Here is a 16,512-nt window from a genome sequence, read left to right on the forward strand (position 1 = left end):
AAAAAAAGCAATACAAAACGCTAGAGAAGATCTACACGATCTCTCTAGCGTTCAGCTTTTCAAGCATACGTTCAATTCCTTTGATTTGGTGGCGGCGAAGCATGTCAGCCGCCTGCTCCATTTGCAGTGTAAATAGAGCGTCTTTCAGCGTGCAGGCCAGCGGCACCGAGCAATGAATTTCCGCAAGCTTCCTCGACATCTCCAAATCGCTCAAACCTTGCTGAATTTTCCCCTGCTGCCCCTTGGGAAGAAGAGAAAGATTTTCTAATAAACGGTCAATCGTTTCGTATTCACGAATCAGTTTATAAGCTGTTTTTTCTCCAATTCCTTTAACGCCGGGATAGTTATCACTCGAATCACCCATAAGCGCTTTAATATCAATCAAAGCTTTCGGAAGAACGCCTGTTTCTTCATAAAAAGTCTCTTTTGTATAAACTTTATAATTTCCGATTCCTTTCTGGAGCAGGGCCACACTCACTTCATCCGTTAACAGCTGAAGTAAATCTCTGTCTCCTGTTACGATCGTAATGTCAGCTTCATTCGCATACAAAGCGGCAAGTGTTCCGATACAATCATCCGCTTCATACCCGGCAAAGCCAATATTCATGATACCAAGCTCAGCGGCCGCTTCCTTTGCCAAATCAAACTGCGGGATCAGCTCCACAGGCGGTGCGTTGCGGTTCGCCTTATAATCTTGGAACAAGTCATTTCGGTACGTTTTGCTTCCCATGTCCCAACAGCAGACGACGTGTGTCGGCTGGAATGTTTCCACCGCTGTAATCAAGTGCTTTAAAAATCCGTTGACACCGTTCGTCGGCACCCCGCTGTCATTTATCATAAAGTTGCGGTGCACGGCCGTGGCAAAAAACGCCCGAAATAACAGAGCCATGCCGTCAACAAGCAATAGTTTATTATGATTCATAAGATAACTCCCTTTTCTTTCATTCCTTCTATTTTACCATAAAGCAGTGCAAATAAAAAACAGCATCTCTTCGATTAGAGATACTGTTTTGTGTATCATCAGTCGTTGTGTCTTTTGTTGCTGGCGATCAGCTTTTCAGCTTCGCGTCCTGCGTAAGAGTCAAAATGGGTTTGAAATCCATTTTTCTTTTTGGCATTGTTATTCGCCTGTGCGTTTCTGTTTCCCAGCTTTGTTCTGCCCAACATGAATCCCCCCTTACGTCGGATACATATAGTATATGCTTTTACATGGGATTCACTCGCGACAGGATCATCCAGCTTACATACGGCTTACGTATTCTCTGACCATTTCTTTTGATACAAGGCGTCTTGTCGGCACGATGCCCTGTTTGGCAAGCTGATTCATTTGCTCGGTAACTTCATTAATCGCGTCTGTAGTAAAAGGCTCATCGTTTTTGCATTTTGAAACCGCTTCTTCAATGGCCATTTCACGCATGTTTTCAAGACGCATAAATGTTTTGATATGCTCGTGCTGTTTTGATGAATGTGCTGAAATTGCTTTATGTACCTCTGACATGAATACTTCATCTCGCTTTTTTCTATTTAGTCTATCATGACTTGAAATACAATCCAACTGAATTTTACATTTTTATTGTATGGTCTGATCTTTGCCAAGAGATGCACGCTTGGTATGCCTTTTCAATCTCTTTCGCATGTTCCCCTTCCGCATATCCTTCTACATACGTATCTTTTTGATCCTTTATTTGTTCCATTGCTTTTACAGCCATCTCTTCCTGTAAGCGACTGAGATGATCTGTGTAATGAGTGATAAGGCTTTCTTCTTCATTTCTCACCCAAGCCTCTGTGATTTTCGCGAGTTTCATCCGTACAGCTTCGATGAAGGCCGCTTTTCCTTTCTGTTCAAAAAACTGCTTCGGTGATTTGACTTCTTTTTGTTCCTGCTCGAAGGCGCGTTCATCTAAATCCGGTTCAACCTCCTTCAGCTGTATACCGTTGAAATGCTGATCACCCGCATACATGGAAAAATAACCATCTTCATTTAATGTTTTTTGAAAGCTTTCCAGCCATTCTTCGGCAATATGCCGCTCGATGAAACCGCTCATGCGAACATCAAGCGTTTTAATTTCCTGAACATATTCAAACTGATATTCATGTAAGGCGGTTTTCATCGCCTTAGCGACGTTCTTTTTCCAATCTCCATTCTGAAGCCCGGGATGAAATGCCGATTTTAATAGATCATTGGCAAAAAAGGATAATCGCTGTGTAATGTGATAAAGCTGCTCTTTGGTGTCTTTTTTTACTTTCTCAATGATGGTTTCCGAGTTCCTCCGTTTCTCGATCTCAGCTGCTGTCCGCTCAAATGACAGCATAAGGCGCTGTTTCTGCGCTTCCTTTTCTTCCTTTGATTGATGCTGGGACTGGTGAAGCTGGAAAACAGTTTCGCATAATTTCTCTGCTTCCGAACTGAGCTGTGCAGCTGACGTTTTTTTCACATCCACTTCGATAAAACAGTCTAAATGTTTTCTGACGTTCGGGAACTGGTTATAAAATGATTCCGGCTTTCCGAGCAGTTCCTCCTTGCTTGATACGGTAAAGAGCCGAGGATCATGAATTCCTTCTTTTACAAGCTCTGCGCTGACATAATCGTTCACTGTTTCAAGCTCTGTTTTATCTTTCGCAAGGTCTGCTGCATTAATAATGAAAAACATTTTATCCATACTGAGCGATTCTTTTACCAGACCAAGCTTTCGCAAAAATGAACGGTCCCCTTTCGAGAAGGAGTGCTGATAATAGGTTATATAAAAAAATGCATCGGCATCTTTAATATATTGGAACGCCAGCTCTGTATGCCGTTTATTCATGCTGCTTGCACCGGGCGTATCAACGATTGTAATCCCTTTTTCAGTGAGCGGGCACGTATAATAAACCGTTACCTCTTTCACAGCGCAGGCCGTTGTCTCCTCTGCCACATACGGCTTTAATTCAGACAGCGGAATCGTTAACTTCTTTTGTTCCTGTATATATGGCTGATGCTTTTCGTATGCAAGCAAGAAGTTATTGATCAATTTGATGTGTTCTTCCTGCAGCCGGCTTTTTTTGGCTGCCTTTTCCCACTTCTCTGTAAAAGAACTGCCTGTTGGCTCTTTTTGTATTCCGGTAAGCTGCAAAATGTCTGACGTTATGTCAGCCTCCGTCTTAAAGACCACATCCGCTGTTTTATTGATGTTGCCATTGGTTGGTTTTGTGATTTTGTTAATTGTGGCTGTGGTTGGCGTTGGTGAGGACGGAAGCACCCTTTCGCCGACAAGCGCATTTGCAAATGATGATTTCCCAGAGCTGAATCCTCCAAAAAGCGCAAGTGTAAATTTCTGTTCCTCAAGCCTTTTAATCCTTTCCCGAAAGGCTGAGATTTGCTTTGACAGCATGCTAATTTCGCCTAAAAGGTCAGACAATATGTGAAAGCGTTTGATCTGGTCGTGAAGCGGCAGTTCTTGCTCCATTATTTCTGGTTTTACATTTCGCTGCCGTGTCTGTTGACTTTGGTTTCGTTTCTGTTCCGGAGCCGCCACTGTTTTTTTCTTCGTTTTAAACCAGTCGGTGTTTATGTGCATTGGACATGCGGATTCCTCTTCCCAAATGGCCCGCATGCGATTGGCTTTCTCGCGGGCATTATTCTCTAAACGGTCCTGTTCTTGAAGAATGGCAAGTTTTTCTGATTCATGAATGAGCCGGTCATTGATCGTTTCCAAGTCTTTGGAAACACTCTCTTTCACCATCGCAGTAAGCGCCTTTATGATGTCTGCCGCTTCTCTTTTCGCCTCTTTGCGGATGAGCTCTGCCAAATCTTTTGTATATTGCAATACATATTCAGAAGAAAAAGCTGCACCATGCTTAACCGCGCGTTCTATGATGTCAGCTTCAAGCGGCGTGGAATAGGCCTGTATCAGCTTTTCACTTTCAGCTGTATGAACATGAAATGCCTTGGCGAGTTGATGGAACGTGTCTATTATGTGCCAATCCGCTTCGGCCTCTGTTCGTTTTGACACATCAGAGAAAAAAGCATTTCTTCTTCTATCTCTTTCCTGTGCAGTTTTTGCTTTCGAAAAGAAAAAACCGGTTTTAAAGGACGGCTCTCGCGATTCTAAAAATGCAGTTGCCAGTTCACGCATTTCAAAAGGCGTCAGGTTGGCGTTCTTTAAAATGCGATTGACTTCTTCCAGCATCCTGTTTTCTGCCTCGGTCGCTTGCTTTGCCGTCTCATCCAATTGATCACGCAGCGATTGGACCAGTTCAGCTTGTGTGTTAAGCTGTTCAGTAAAGCTGGGACCATCTGTTTCGTCTTTTAAAAGCATCTCCGTATGTTCGTTAAGCAGATTGCGGACTTTTTGTTCTGTTAAAGGCTGGAGATTGCTTTTTGATTGCTGTTCTATTCTTTTTAATTCTTCTCTTAGAGCCCCAATCTGATTGAACGGATGGTTTGGTTCTGTCACTGACGTAAAATAGAGCGCGTCCTTTGAAATGCCTTCATTGCAAAGCATCTCCTCTACCTGCGCTTTATAATCTTCAAAACGCGTTTCCGCCTCATCATGGCGGTCAATTTGATTAACGATAAAATACACATCGGGAATGCTTTCTCTTATCGACCTGAGAAACTTTACATTTTCCTCAGCGTGTACGTGATTATAGTGAACGACGTAAAACAGCGCATCCGCCTGATGGAGAATAGACGCTGCCGACAGAAAATGCGCATCATCTGTTGAGTCAATCCCAGGGGTATCAATGTACGCAACCCCGGCATCGATGTCAGTATATCGATCAAAAATTTCAACGCTTTCAATCTGCTCCCCATCTTTGCAATATTGCTGCACCTTGTCTTTCCGATAAGCCCCCTCCAGCTCAGCACATGCTCCATCTGTTGTATGAAGCCGAACACGCTTTTCCCCGTTTCTGATCACAACAAGGTTAGCGCTTGTCGGAATCGGGCTTGTGGGCAATATATTCTCCATTAACAAGCAGTTCAGCAGTGAGGATTTACCTGCCGAATAGTGCCCGGTAAACGCGATATAAACCTCTTCATCAGCCGCTTTGTTCATGACCGCAGCTAGTTTAGCAGCTCTTTGTTCATCTTGATTCTCGATAAATTGCTTATAAAGTTCCCCAGTTTTGTGCAAAAGCTCTTCTCTGTTATATTCTGTCATAATTCTGAACCCCTTTGTGCCGTTTCACTTGTGAATCTTTCGAAAGATCTGAATACATTCCCTTTCATTTTACACAAAAATGAGCCAAATTTCTTTAAGAGAATAGAAAAAAAGCCGCCATTACGGCAGCTTCTATAAAAGAAAATCTGCAACTTTGACAAGTTCCAGATTCATTAAACAGATCTATTAGAGATTCCTTTTAATACAAAACCAATTAATACACTATATGTACAAACCGCCCCAAGCAAAAACAGCATTGTCATTTGCTTCACCATCCTGATTGAGAATCTTTTTCAAATTCATTTTAACACGGGTGAGAATGATTTTCAATCTCTATTTTATACTGAATTCCTCTAATGCTTTGTCTTCTGCACGAATTCTGACGGTTAACAACACGGCATTGACAATGGAAAACACACACATGGTGACGTACGCTTGATACAGCAGCGGAATCAATAAAATTTCTAGTATAACAACGGTATAGTTTGGATGCTTCATCCATTTGTAAGGGCCTTTTTTTACAAGCTCAGCACCTGGAACGACAAGGATTTTCGTATTCCAATATGCTCCTAAGGAACAAAGTGCCCAATACCGTACTGCCTGCACGCTTAAAATAGCCGCAGCGATACCGATCCACCAGCTTGACGGCTGTTTGTTCATCAGCAGCACTTCTGCAGTTAAAGACAGGAAAAAAAGGATATGCATGATGATGATATACGGATAGTGGCTCTCACCGAATTCGATCGCCCCTTGTTTCTTTACCTTTTGTTCATTTTGTCTGGCTACTGCCATTTCAGCTGCTCTTTGAGCAATGAGAATAGCGATCAACAACCAAAACATGAGTCAAGCCCCCTTTTCCCAGCTGAATAACAGCAGCTCTGACGAAAATCCCGGCCCTAATGCGCCAATCAGTCCCCGTTCTGCTTCGTTTTTATGCCCGTTCAGCAGATGCTCTTTGATCACATACAATATTGTGGCTGAAGACATATTTCCGTGCTTTTGCAATACGCTTTGTGCAGATAAAAGCTTTTCTGCTGTCAGTTCAAGACTTTCGATGTATGCATCAATCACCTTTTTTCCGCCAGGATGTGCTAAAAAAACACTGATATCACTGAATAACAGCTGATGTTTGTCCAAAAAAATCTGTACATTTGTTTTGAGCCATTTTTCCACCAAAGTCGGAATATCTCTTGAGAAAATGACTTTGAAACCTTGATCAGTAAATTCCCAGCCCATGACATCTTCTGATTGTTTCATTAAAACGGATTGGGAATCCGTTATCCTCGGCACAAGTTTTAGTTTCGACATCGTGCGGTCCGCATTCTCTCCGCATAATAATGCTGCCGCAATGCCGTCCCCAAAAAGTGAGGTGCCGATCAGATTGCTTTTCGTTTTATCTTCCGGCTGGAATGTCAGGCTGCACAGCTCAGCAGCAATGACAAGCACAAAAGCCTCAGGGTATGCTGTACAGTATTCGGCTGCGCGCGCTAGTCCGCTGGCTCCTCCTGCACAGCCGAGACCCCAGAGCGGAATTCGCTTCGTATATGGAGAAAACGGAAGTTCATTCATGAGCCGCGCCTCGATGCTCGGTGTGGAAAGACCCGTGCTGGAGACGAAAAAAACAGCATCCACCTTCTCATAAGGAATGGCATCTTGAAAAAACGCAGGATGAGAGAGGCACTCTCTCACCGCTTCTCTGCTGTGTTTAAGTGTTTCTTCTATGTATATTTGATTTTTTTCTTCGAAGCTGTGGCCTTCTTTATACCATTCAATCGTCTTGACAAATTGTCTCGATTGAATTTGCCCGTTTTTAAAGGAGGTTAACAGCCGGTCAATATCTTTAAAGGAATGCTGAAACATGTAGCGGGCGAACTCAGCCGCTTTCTCTTGGTTTACATCGTACGCAGGAAGACTTGTTCCGACGGATAAAATAAACGCCATGTGATCACCTCTTTGCATACATTGTGCCGCAACCATCCTTTTTATATGCAAAAAACTCCGCCGCGGCGGAGTTTAGACTGCTGTTTTTCGCTCAGTGATATCAGCTTTTTGTTCTGTTTTTTTGGCTTTAGAAAATACGTTATATATAATATTCAAGACTACTGCAGTAAAGCTGCCGGCGACAATGCCGTTTGTTGTAAGAAGCGTTAAGGCACTCGGAAGCTGCTTAAAAATATCCGGCACAACTGTCACACCAAGACCCAGACCCACTGAGCAGGCAACAATCAGCAGATTTTCTTGTTTTGCAAAATCAATGCGGCTGAGCATTTTGATTCCGTAAGCGATCACCATCCCAAACATCGCCACCATTGCCCCGCCCAGAACAGCAGATGGAATGATGGTCGTGAAAGCAGCGATCTTCGGAAACAGCCCAAATGCCATTAAGATCACACCCGTGACAACAATTACGGCATTTTTCTTAATTCCTGTAAGCTGCACAAGTCCGACATTTTGAGAGAATGCCGTGTAAGGAAAAGCGTTAAAAATACCGCCCAGCAGCACAGCCAGTCCTTCAGCGCGATAGCCTTTAGACAAATCTTTCTCTGTCAGACTGCGGTTCGTTAAATCACCTAAAGCAAAGTAAACACCAGTTGATTCTACAAGACTGACAATGGCCACGATGGTCATCGTAATGATAGGCGCTGCGTGAAAAGACGGCGCTCCGAAGTAAAACGGCTGAATCATTTGAACAACTGCCGCGTCCGATACGTTATCAAATTGAACTTTCCCCATAAAATAAGCGATGAAAGTCCCGATCAAAATACCGATCAAAATCGAGATGGATTTGATAAAGCCTTTCGTAAAACGGTATAAAAGCACAATGACACCCAAAACGATAAAGGCGAGTGCAAGATTGGAAAGATCTCCGAAATCTGCACTTCCTTCTCCCCCGGCCATGTTATTCATGGCTACCGGCATAAGGGTAATACCGATAATCGTAACAACTGAGCCTGTCACGACCGGCGGAAAAAACGATACCAGCTTTCCAAAGAAAAATGAAATCAGAATGACAAGAATACCTGAAGCGATAATACTTCCGTAAACCGCGGAAACCCCGTATTCAGATCCAATCGCAATCATCGGCGATACAGCCGTAAATGTACAGCCAAGCACAACCGGAAGCCCGATTCCGAAAAATCGGTTGCTCCATACTTGCAAAAGTGTAGCCACACCGCACATAAAAATATCAATCGATACTAAGTAGGTCAACTGTTCGACAGTCAGCCCCATTGCTTTTCCGACAATCAGCGGAACAACAATGGCACCGGCATACATGGCGAGCACATGCTGTATTCCTAAAGACAGCGTTTTGCCGAATCCGTTTTTCATGAATGAACCTCCTGTACGAAGGACACTTTTCCTTCTTCTAAAGATTGAATTCTTGCCAAAGATTCCACTCTGTAGCCAAGGTTCACTAGTTCTACTCTCCCTTGTTGAAATGACTTTTCAATGACAATGCCAAGCCCCCCAATAGAAGCTCCCGCCTGCTTCACAATCGACACGAGCCCGTGCGCCGCTTGTCCATTTGCCAGAAAATCATCGATAATCAGCACATGATCCTGATCCGACAGGTGGGTTCCTGATACTGCGATTTGGCTTTCTGTTTGCTTCGTAAAGGAATATACAGACGCTGTCAGCAAGTTATCAGTGAGTGTTAAAGATTGATGCTTTCTGGCGAAGACAACCGGCACACCCAGCTGCAAGCCTGTCATCACAGCGGGAGCGATTCCGGATGATTCGATTGTCACAATTTTAGTAATACCGTCTTTTGCAAATCTCGCTGCAAATTCGTCACCGATTTTCTGCATAAGCAGCGGGTCGATTTGGTGATTCAAAAAAGAATCCACTTTCAATACCTGATCAGATAATACGACGCCTTCTTCCTTTATTTTCCGTTTCAGTGCTTCCATTCTGTCTTACCTCCGTTATGAGAATAAAAAAAGCATTGCCCGCTCAAAAAAAGAGCAAGCAATGCTGATATAACAAAAAACCGTACACATGCGGTCTCATTGCTCACTCATAGTCGGACATTTATGGTGCCCGGTAGAAACTTGCGTGCCATATCCACGCGATTATATGAGTGTTCCTATGATATTATAATAAATTATATCAAGATTCTAATCTCTTGCATAGACAAAAAAGCGAAATTCCCGAACTTTATTTTTATTTTCTGTTTAATCATTCGTCTTTTAAGTTTTTTGATCGTAAAAAGCCTGACGGCCGCGCCGCCAGGCTTTTGATTACGACAGATAGAGATTTGAATATTTGTTTGACAAATATTCAATCAAATAGCGTACATTCAATTCTTCCCCAGTTGCATCTTTAATAATCTCTAACGGCTTTTTCCGTTTTCCGTGAATGTGCACCTTTTCCGTCAGCCATTGTTTAATCGGATGGAATTCCCCTCTTTCCAAGAGGGTGTCAAATTCAGGAAGATCCTCAAGCATTTTTTGTTTCAGCTGGGCCGCATACATGTAGCCGAGCGCATAGGATGGGAAGTAGCCAAAATCTCCTCCTGCCCAATGGACATCCTGTAAAATCCCCTCTGCGTCCGTCTGCGGTGTAATCCCTAAATAATCTTGGTATTTTTGATTCCAAAGCGATGGCAGTTCTTCCACAGACACTTCATTGCTGAAAATCGCTTTTTCAATTTCATAACGGATGATAATATGAAGAGGATACGTCAATTCATCCGCTTCAACCCTGATGAATGAAGGCTTTGATTCGTTGATTGCCCGGACAAAATCATCCAGAGAAATGTCCTTGAACTGTTCAGGTGATGCTTCTTGAATCTTCTTATAGTACGGTGTCCAAAAATGCTTGTTACGGCCGATAAAATTCTCGTAAAATAATGATTGTGATTCATGGATTCCCATTGATGCGCCATCTGACAAGTTCGTGCCGCTCAGTGCTTCGTCAATATTTTGCTCGTATATGGCGTGACCGCACTCATGAATGGTGCCAAAAATCGCCGTACGGAAATCTTTTTCATCATATCTCGTCGTAACCCGGACGTCTCCGCGATTCATCGTGGTCGCAAACGGATGAACCGTTTCATCAAGCCGTCCCCCATCAAAATCGTAGCCAAGCTCCTGCAAAAAATACAAGCTGAGCTCTTTTTGTTTTTCTTTAGGGAACGCTTTTGAAATAAAGCTTGTATCCGGTTTATTTCCGGAAGCTGTCACTTGTTTAACAAGTGGAATAATCGCTTCTTTGAGCTCAGCAAACAGCTGATCAAGCACCTTTACCGTGACACCCGGTTCAAACAAATCAAGCAGTGCATCATAAGGATGCTCTTGATAACCCCAATATGTAATAAAACGTTTATTGAATTCAATCAGCTGCCCTAAATAAGGAGAAAACAAGCTAAAATCAGATTTTCCTTTCGCTTCTTCCCACGCGGTTTCTGCCTTTGAACATAGAATCACGTATTCCTTGTATTCAGCCTCAGGGATTTTTTTATTTTCTTCATACTCTTTTTTCGCCAGCTCCACTGCCTTTTTCGTATCTACAGCTAAGTCATCAAATCGTTCATACAGGGCATCAATAAGCTCCTTCATCCGATCTGATGTCTGGATATTAAATATATCTGTTGAAAGCTGGCCGATACTTTCGGCACGATCCTCTGAGCCGTTTTTTGGCGCACCTGTTCTGGAGTCCCAGTGCATTAACGCAACTGCTTCGCTATAATGGGCGATCCTTTTTAAAAGATCAAAAAATTCTTTTTTATATGTATGTATCTCCATAACCATTCCCTCCCTATTCTAGCCGTTCCATTACAGGCTAATGGAAGGGTGTATGAAAGTCAAATTGTTTATATAAGAGGCTGCCGGTATTTATGACGGCAGCCTTCTATGTTTAGTTGATCGTTATTTGATTTTTTGGCGGCGGTGTTTTCCGCTTTTTTTTATTAATTTTTTTATCCACCCACACTGTTGCCAGCGGGGTTAGCAACGAGGTGACAATCACGCTTGTCGCTATGATAGCAGTTGCTGATTCGGCAACTGGCGCAAACGAAGCATTCGCTTCCGCTAATGCGTACGGCACGGCTACAGCCGCACCCGCCGTAGAAGAAGCAGCCACGCCGGCGACACCGTCTCCCCGCGCGACAAAACGATCAAGCAAAAACAAGGAGCTGCCCGATAAAATGACGACAGAAACACCAATAAAAATCCCAAGCAGCCCTGATTGGATCAGCATTCCAAAATTCAAAGTATTGCCGAGCGAAAAGGCAAAAAACGGGATGATCGCCGGCACAACCTTGCTGAATAAATCTCTGAGCTCATGATCAAGATTTCCAAGTATACAGCCGAGCAAAAACGGGATGACCGTCGCTGCCAGCGTTTCCCACGGGAATGCCGCAAGCCCCGTTACACCAAACGTCACCATGGTCATAAAAGGCCCTGATTCTGTACTGATAAACGCGAAAGCCCCCGCATCCTCTTTTCTTCCCAAATGGTTCATGAGCGCCAAATACAGGCCGCCGTTCGTTTCATTCATCACCGCAACAATTGCTAAAACAGAAAGCCCTGCAAAAAAACCGGATTGTATGCCATTATCAGGAATAAATTGTGCTGCGATCACGCCGAGAAGTGCCGCAAATCCGATCTTCCCCAATAATAATGTGATTCCTTTCCTTGCAATATAGCCTGAAGAACGAAAATCAATCGTCGCCCCTACACAAAAGATAAAAACACCCAGTATCGGCAGCGTTCCGGTAATCAAAGCACCCGTAAACCCTCCAAAGAACTCCGCTGTTTCAGGCGCAAACGTATTGAGCGCCGCTCCCAGAAACAGCGGAATAATCATCATTCCTCCAGGTACCCGTTCAATTGTCGCTTTGATTTTCATATGTGGATTCTCCCATCTCCGGTTATGAAAAAACAATACCCTTACACTTGGAAAACAGCCTGCAAATCCTCTTTTGAACAGCTGTCCAGCTGGCTGCCGACACCAACGGCGCCTGCTCCGGCCTTGAGCCAATCCGGCACTTCAGACGGATGTATCCCGCCTGTTGGAATAAAGGTCACCTGCGGGAAAGGGCCTGCTAAATTTTTCATAAACGGGATGCCAAACACACCGCTTGGGAACAGCTTTAATGTAGTATAACCGGATGTCAGCGCTTCCATAATTTCGCTTGGTGTCAAAACACCGGGGATATAATGTGTCTTCCAAAACGAAAGATGTTCAGCGAGGTCAGGTGAAAAACCCGGACTGACAATAAATTGCGCACCAGCCTCGGCAGCTTCTCCCGCTTGCTGCGCAGTGATGACTGTGCCCGCGCCGATTAAGATATCTTCTCTGTCACGGAATGATTTGATAATATTCGATGCCCCGGGCGTCGTATAAGTCACTTCAACTGCACGAACCCCTTTATCTAGTAAGCTCTCAATCTGCTGACAGGCCCCCTGTTTATCCTTGGATCGAATGACTGCAATCAGCCTTGCTTCATTCAGACGGTTTTCAACGTTTTTGGACTCCATATTAATAATCCCCTTTCTTTTGGTAAACCGTTCTTTGAGCAGATAAAAACGCAGCTAATTTCTCCCTGGTCGGCAGGCCGTCCATATCCCCCGGTGCCTGCACTTGCAAAGCGCCAATCGCATTTCCTCTTTGAACCGCATCCTTGTACGGCAAACCGTCAAGGATGCCGCTGATCACACCGACTGCAAATCCGTCTCCGGCACCGACCGTATCAACCACCTGTTCAACCCGGAAGCCTTCTGCAAATCCTTCACTTTCCCATGTTTTAAAGTAAGCGCCTTCTTTTCCGAGTTTAATAGCAACAAAGCTGACACCTTTTTTCAGATAATAATCAGCAATACCTTCAGGTGTTTTTTCTCCGGTCAACAGCTCCCCCTCTGCGATTCCCGGGAAAAACCAATCTGCAAGCCCCGCCAGATCATTGATCGTTTGGGCCATCGTTGCTTGATCAGGCCAAAGCGAAGGCCTTAAATTGGGATCTAAGGATACCGTTTTCCCAGCATGTTTCAAATCCTTCATCACGTGGTAGGAAAAGTCTTTCATTTCAGCGGATAAGGCTGGGGGAATACCTGTCACATGCAAATGGCCCGCGCATTGAAAATAATCTCTCGGATATTCAGCAGTCGTTAGAGTGCTTGCAGCTGAGTGTTTCCTGTAATAGGAAACTTGCGGATCGCCTTCTTTCACTTTTGACTTCAGCAGCAGGCCGGTGGGATTTCCGTCCTGCGAGCGGATTACGCGGGACACATCCACTCCCTCTTTTTTAAGCTCCTGTAAAATAAATGTTCCGAGCTGATCATTGCCGATCTTGCTCATCCATCCCACCTGAAATCCAAGTCTGGCCAGGCCGCAAGCGACATTGCTTTCTGCTCCGGCCAGCCCTTTAGAAAAAGTGGATACTTCATGAAGGCCTCCGTACTCATTTGCATAAAACATGGCCATCGATTCCCCAAATGTCACCGCATCAAGCTTCATCTCTCCCAACCTCCTCTTCAGTTGAGGGCATCTAGGATTAAAGTGACTGTCTCATGATGACTTCCGCCTCTAATTCAATGGTTTGAGGCGCTCCCTTGTCACCTTCAATCCTTTTTAATACACGTTCCATCGCCGTCCTACCCATATCATGTGACGGCTGGGCGATCGTTGTAATGCCCGGACCGATCAGTTTATACCATTCAGTATCATCGAACCCTGCAATCCCTATATCTTGAGGGATGAGCAGGCCGAGCTCTTCCATACAGCTGATGATTTTCAGCATAATTAGGCCGTTCAAGGCCAGAATCGCTTTTTTTTGCTCCGGCATCTCCTTGTGAAAAGAACGAAGCGCCGCCTTAAGCTGCTCCTTGTTTTTTACGTCAATTTCATACATTCTTACAAGCCCGTTCACATTTTGAGCCGAAGCCATTTCCTTGTACACAGCTGCTCTTTCTGCACGAGGGCTGATAGATGAAATCGGTTCGCTAAACAGTGCGACATCAGTGTATCCTTTGCTGTAAATCTTCTGAAGTATCTCTTTTGTGATCCTTCTGTTGTCAGTTGTTACCGTATCCAGTTTCAGATCCGGAAGTTTCCGGTCAATTAATATCGTGGGAATTTGCTGCTCTGCAAAGGTGTGCAGTACATCCTTGTTTTCTCCCGTTGCGTTTAAAATCAGCCCTTCAACCGAATGGGCTTCAAGCTTTAGGAGCATTTCCCGCTCTTTTTCAGGACTATTATCTGTGTTGCACACCATAATGCTGTAGCCGTATTGATCACAAACCTCTTCGACTCCCCTGAAAGCTGCGACTGAAAAAGGATTTGTAATGTCAGCTACAACAAATCCGATTAATTTGCTTTTTTTTATTTTTAAACCCTGTGCCATTTTACTTGGCCGATAATTCAATTCTGCGATTGCCTTTTTAATGTTTTTCACTTTTTCAGGAGAAATCGCATCAATTTTTCCGTTGATATAGCGGGAAACTGTCGATTTCGAAACTCCTGCACATTCAGCTACATCTTTGATAGTCGTATGGCCTGTTGTTTTCTTTTTCATTCAAGTGCTCCTGTATCATCTTATATTTGAAACCGATCCCAAAACCGTTACAACACAAGAATACCATATTTTTAAAATTCGGAAAGAGTTTTTTCAAAAATGTGCCGATTAACAATTTTAACATTGACTCCTTTCACTATTTATCCTAAAATTTTCTTTGAAACCGTTACCAAAATATTTTCATTCAAGTGATGCTGAAATTTTAATCAAGGGGGAAACACAATGGAAAATCGTTATTCTGTACACCCTGAACAAGTCAAACGCTTTACAACAGATGAGCTTCGCAGTCATTTCTTAATGGATACTTTGTTTACGGAAAACAAACTTACGATGTATTACTCACACGAAGACCGGGTTGTCATCGGCGGAGCAGCTCCGGGGCAAAGTGAACTGAAGCTTGATGCCGGAGATTTCCTTAAAACAGACTTCTTTTTGGAACGGCGTGAAATCGGGATTATTAATGTTGGCCAGCCTGGCGCTGTCAGGGTTGGTGATGATGAATATGTGCTTCAAACAAAGGATTTTCTTTATATCGGAATGGGCAATCAGGATGTAACGTTTACAAGCCTGAACGGAGGCAAAGCTAAGTTTTACTTCGTCTCCGCTTGTGCTCATCAAAGCTATCCGACACAAAAAGCCGCTCTTTCCGAACTGACACCGGACCGCCTTGGCGATGAGGCAGCCTCTAATGTCAGAAGTCTGTACAAAGTCATTCATCAAGATGGCATTAAAAGCTGTCAGCTTATGATGGGAATTACGATGCTTGAACCAAACAACAACTGGAATACCATGCCGGCCCACGTCCATGACCGCCGGATGGAGGCTTACCTTTATCTTGATCTTGAGAAAGATTCGAAGGTGTTTCACTTCATGGGCCAGCCGGATGAAACGCGCCATCTTGTTGTCGGAAATGAACAGGCTGTCCTTTCTCCTGCCTGGTCTATTCACTCTGGCGCAGGAACTTCGAACTACAGCTTTGTGTGGGCGATGGCTGGAGAAAATTACACATTTACGGACATGGATGCCGTCCCGATGGATGGGCTGAAATAAGATGAGTTATCTACATGATACCTTTTCATTAGAAGGAAAAACAGCGCTGGTGACAGGCCCGGGAACAGGGATCGGTCAAGGAATTGCCAAAGCGCTGGCGGGGGCTGGCGCCGATATTATCGGCACATCACATAAAAGCAGCCTGACTGAAACACAACAGCTTGTGGAACAGGAAGGCCGTACCTTTACATCTTTTACATTGGACATGAGCAAGCCGGAAGCGATAAAGGATTCTGCAGCTGAGCTGTTTGAAAGCCGCCAAATCGACATCCTTATCAATAATGCCGGCATTATTCACCGGGAAAAAGCGGAACATTTCGCAGAAGAGAACTGGCATCACGTACTGAATGTCAATCTAAACAGCTTGTTTATTCTGACACAGCTGGCAGGCAGACACATGCTGAACAGAGGTTATGGAAAGGTTATTAACATCGCCTCCCTTCTGTCTTTTCAAGGAGGTATTCTCGTTCCTGCATATACGGCGAGCAAACACGCGGTTGCCGGTTTAACTAAATCATTTGCAAATGAGTGGGCAGCGTCCGGCGTTCAGGTTAACGCTATCGCCCCTGGTTATATTTCTACCGCCAATACACAGCCTATACGCGATGATGAAAAACGAAATGAAGAGATTTTAAAGAGAATTCCCGCCGGCCGCTGGGGCAAAGCGGATGATATCGGCGGGACAGCAGTCTTTCTGGCATCCCACGCTTCAGATTATGTAAATGGGCATATTTTGGCCGTTGACGGCGGCTGGCTGGCCCGCTGACAAAATAAAAAAGCTGACGAATACGATCGTCAGCTTTT

The 16,512-nt window shown here is 44.2% G+C and carries 16 protein-coding genes and 1 riboswitch; of the genes, 2 read left to right on the forward strand and 14 right to left on the reverse strand.

What is annotated here, in order from left to right; genetic code table 11:
- Positions 1–31: 31 nt before the first annotated feature.
- From exnP to kdgR, 14 genes are all read right to left on the reverse strand, one after another.
- Positions 32–922: a 5'-3' exonuclease ExnP gene (gene exnP, locus V6D41_RS00005; RefSeq protein ID WP_333516875.1), complete on the reverse strand. Its 891-nt coding sequence runs from the start codon at positions 920–922 to the stop codon at positions 32–34.
- 98 nt (positions 923–1,020) lie between these two features.
- Positions 1,021–1,167, reverse strand: coding sequence for a hypothetical protein (locus V6D41_RS00010; RefSeq protein WP_003230761.1), 147 nt, complete (start codon positions 1,165–1,167; stop codon positions 1,021–1,023).
- A gap of 73 nt (positions 1,168–1,240) precedes the next feature.
- Positions 1,241–1,498 carry a YpbS family protein gene (locus V6D41_RS00015; protein WP_289347565.1) on the reverse strand — a complete coding sequence of 86 codons (258 nt, stop codon included), beginning with the start codon at positions 1,496–1,498 and terminating at the stop codon, positions 1,241–1,243.
- Positions 1,499–1,562: 64 nt separating this feature from the next.
- A complete protein-coding gene (locus tag V6D41_RS00020; RefSeq protein ID WP_333516876.1) occupies positions 1,563–5,141 on the reverse strand; it encodes a dynamin family protein in 3,579 nt (1,192 codons plus the stop codon).
- A gap of 173 nt (positions 5,142–5,314) precedes the next feature.
- The gene (fbpC, locus tag V6D41_RS00025; RefSeq protein ID WP_141113371.1) at positions 5,315–5,404 is read right to left on the reverse strand and encodes a Fur-regulated basic protein FbpC; all 90 of its coding nucleotides are present in this window, start codon (positions 5,402–5,404) and stop codon (positions 5,315–5,317) included.
- Between the two features lie 70 nt (positions 5,405–5,474).
- Positions 5,475–5,981: an isoprenylcysteine carboxyl methyltransferase family protein gene (locus tag V6D41_RS00030; protein WP_333516877.1), complete on the reverse strand. Its 507-nt coding sequence runs from the start codon at positions 5,979–5,981 to the stop codon at positions 5,475–5,477.
- 3 nt (positions 5,982–5,984) lie between these two features.
- The gene (locus V6D41_RS00035; protein ID WP_333516878.1) at positions 5,985–7,082 is read right to left on the reverse strand and encodes a type III polyketide synthase; all 1,098 of its coding nucleotides are present in this window, start codon (positions 7,080–7,082) and stop codon (positions 5,985–5,987) included.
- A 72-nt stretch (positions 7,083–7,154) separates the two neighbouring features.
- The gene (pbuX, locus tag V6D41_RS00040) at positions 7,155–8,471 is read right to left on the reverse strand and encodes a xanthine permease PbuX (protein WP_333516879.1); all 1,317 of its coding nucleotides are present in this window, start codon (positions 8,469–8,471) and stop codon (positions 7,155–7,157) included.
- A complete protein-coding gene (xpt, locus tag V6D41_RS00045) occupies positions 8,468–9,052 on the reverse strand; it encodes a xanthine phosphoribosyltransferase (RefSeq protein ID WP_333516880.1) in 585 nt (194 codons plus the stop codon). Before xpt ends, pbuX begins: the two co-directional genes overlap by 4 nt.
- A gap of 90 nt (positions 9,053–9,142) precedes the next feature.
- Positions 9,143–9,242, reverse strand: a riboswitch (purine riboswitch).
- Between the two features lie 140 nt (positions 9,243–9,382).
- Complete coding sequence (gene ypwA / locus V6D41_RS00050) at positions 9,383–10,888, reverse strand: carboxypeptidase (protein ID WP_333516881.1); 1,506 nt, start codon at positions 10,886–10,888, stop codon at positions 9,383–9,385.
- A gap of 112 nt (positions 10,889–11,000) precedes the next feature.
- A complete protein-coding gene (gene kdgT, locus V6D41_RS00055; RefSeq protein ID WP_333516882.1) occupies positions 11,001–11,993 on the reverse strand; it encodes a 2-keto-3-deoxygluconate transporter in 993 nt (330 codons plus the stop codon).
- 41 nt (positions 11,994–12,034) lie between these two features.
- On the reverse strand, positions 12,035–12,625 hold the full coding sequence (gene eda / locus V6D41_RS00060) for a bifunctional 4-hydroxy-2-oxoglutarate aldolase/2-dehydro-3-deoxy-phosphogluconate aldolase (protein WP_333516883.1): 591 nt from the start codon (positions 12,623–12,625) through the stop codon (positions 12,035–12,037).
- Position 12,626: 1 nt separating this feature from the next.
- Positions 12,627–13,601, reverse strand: a complete 975-nt coding sequence (gene kdgK, locus V6D41_RS00065) for a 2-dehydro-3-deoxygluconokinase (protein WP_333516884.1) — start codon at positions 13,599–13,601, stop codon at positions 12,627–12,629.
- A 37-nt stretch (positions 13,602–13,638) separates the two neighbouring features.
- The gene (gene kdgR / locus V6D41_RS00070) at positions 13,639–14,658 is read right to left on the reverse strand and encodes a pectin utilization transcriptional regulator KdgR (RefSeq protein ID WP_333516885.1); all 1,020 of its coding nucleotides are present in this window, start codon (positions 14,656–14,658) and stop codon (positions 13,639–13,641) included.
- A gap of 222 nt (positions 14,659–14,880) precedes the next feature.
- On the opposite strand from kdgR, the gene kduI reads away from it, so the two are divergent.
- Positions 14,881–15,708: a 5-dehydro-4-deoxy-D-glucuronate isomerase gene (gene kduI / locus V6D41_RS00075; RefSeq protein WP_333516886.1), complete on the forward strand. Its 828-nt coding sequence runs from the start codon at positions 14,881–14,883 to the stop codon at positions 15,706–15,708.
- A 1-nt stretch (position 15,709) separates the two neighbouring features.
- A complete protein-coding gene (kduD, locus tag V6D41_RS00080; RefSeq protein WP_333516887.1) occupies positions 15,710–16,474 on the forward strand; it encodes a 2-dehydro-3-deoxy-D-gluconate 5-dehydrogenase KduD in 765 nt (254 codons plus the stop codon).
- Positions 16,475–16,512: the final 38 nt, after the last annotated feature.

The organism is Bacillus sp. 0102A (assembly GCF_036765155.1).
In the GTDB taxonomy this organism is placed as follows: domain Bacteria; phylum Bacillota; class Bacilli; order Bacillales; family Bacillaceae; genus Bacillus; species Bacillus subtilis_G.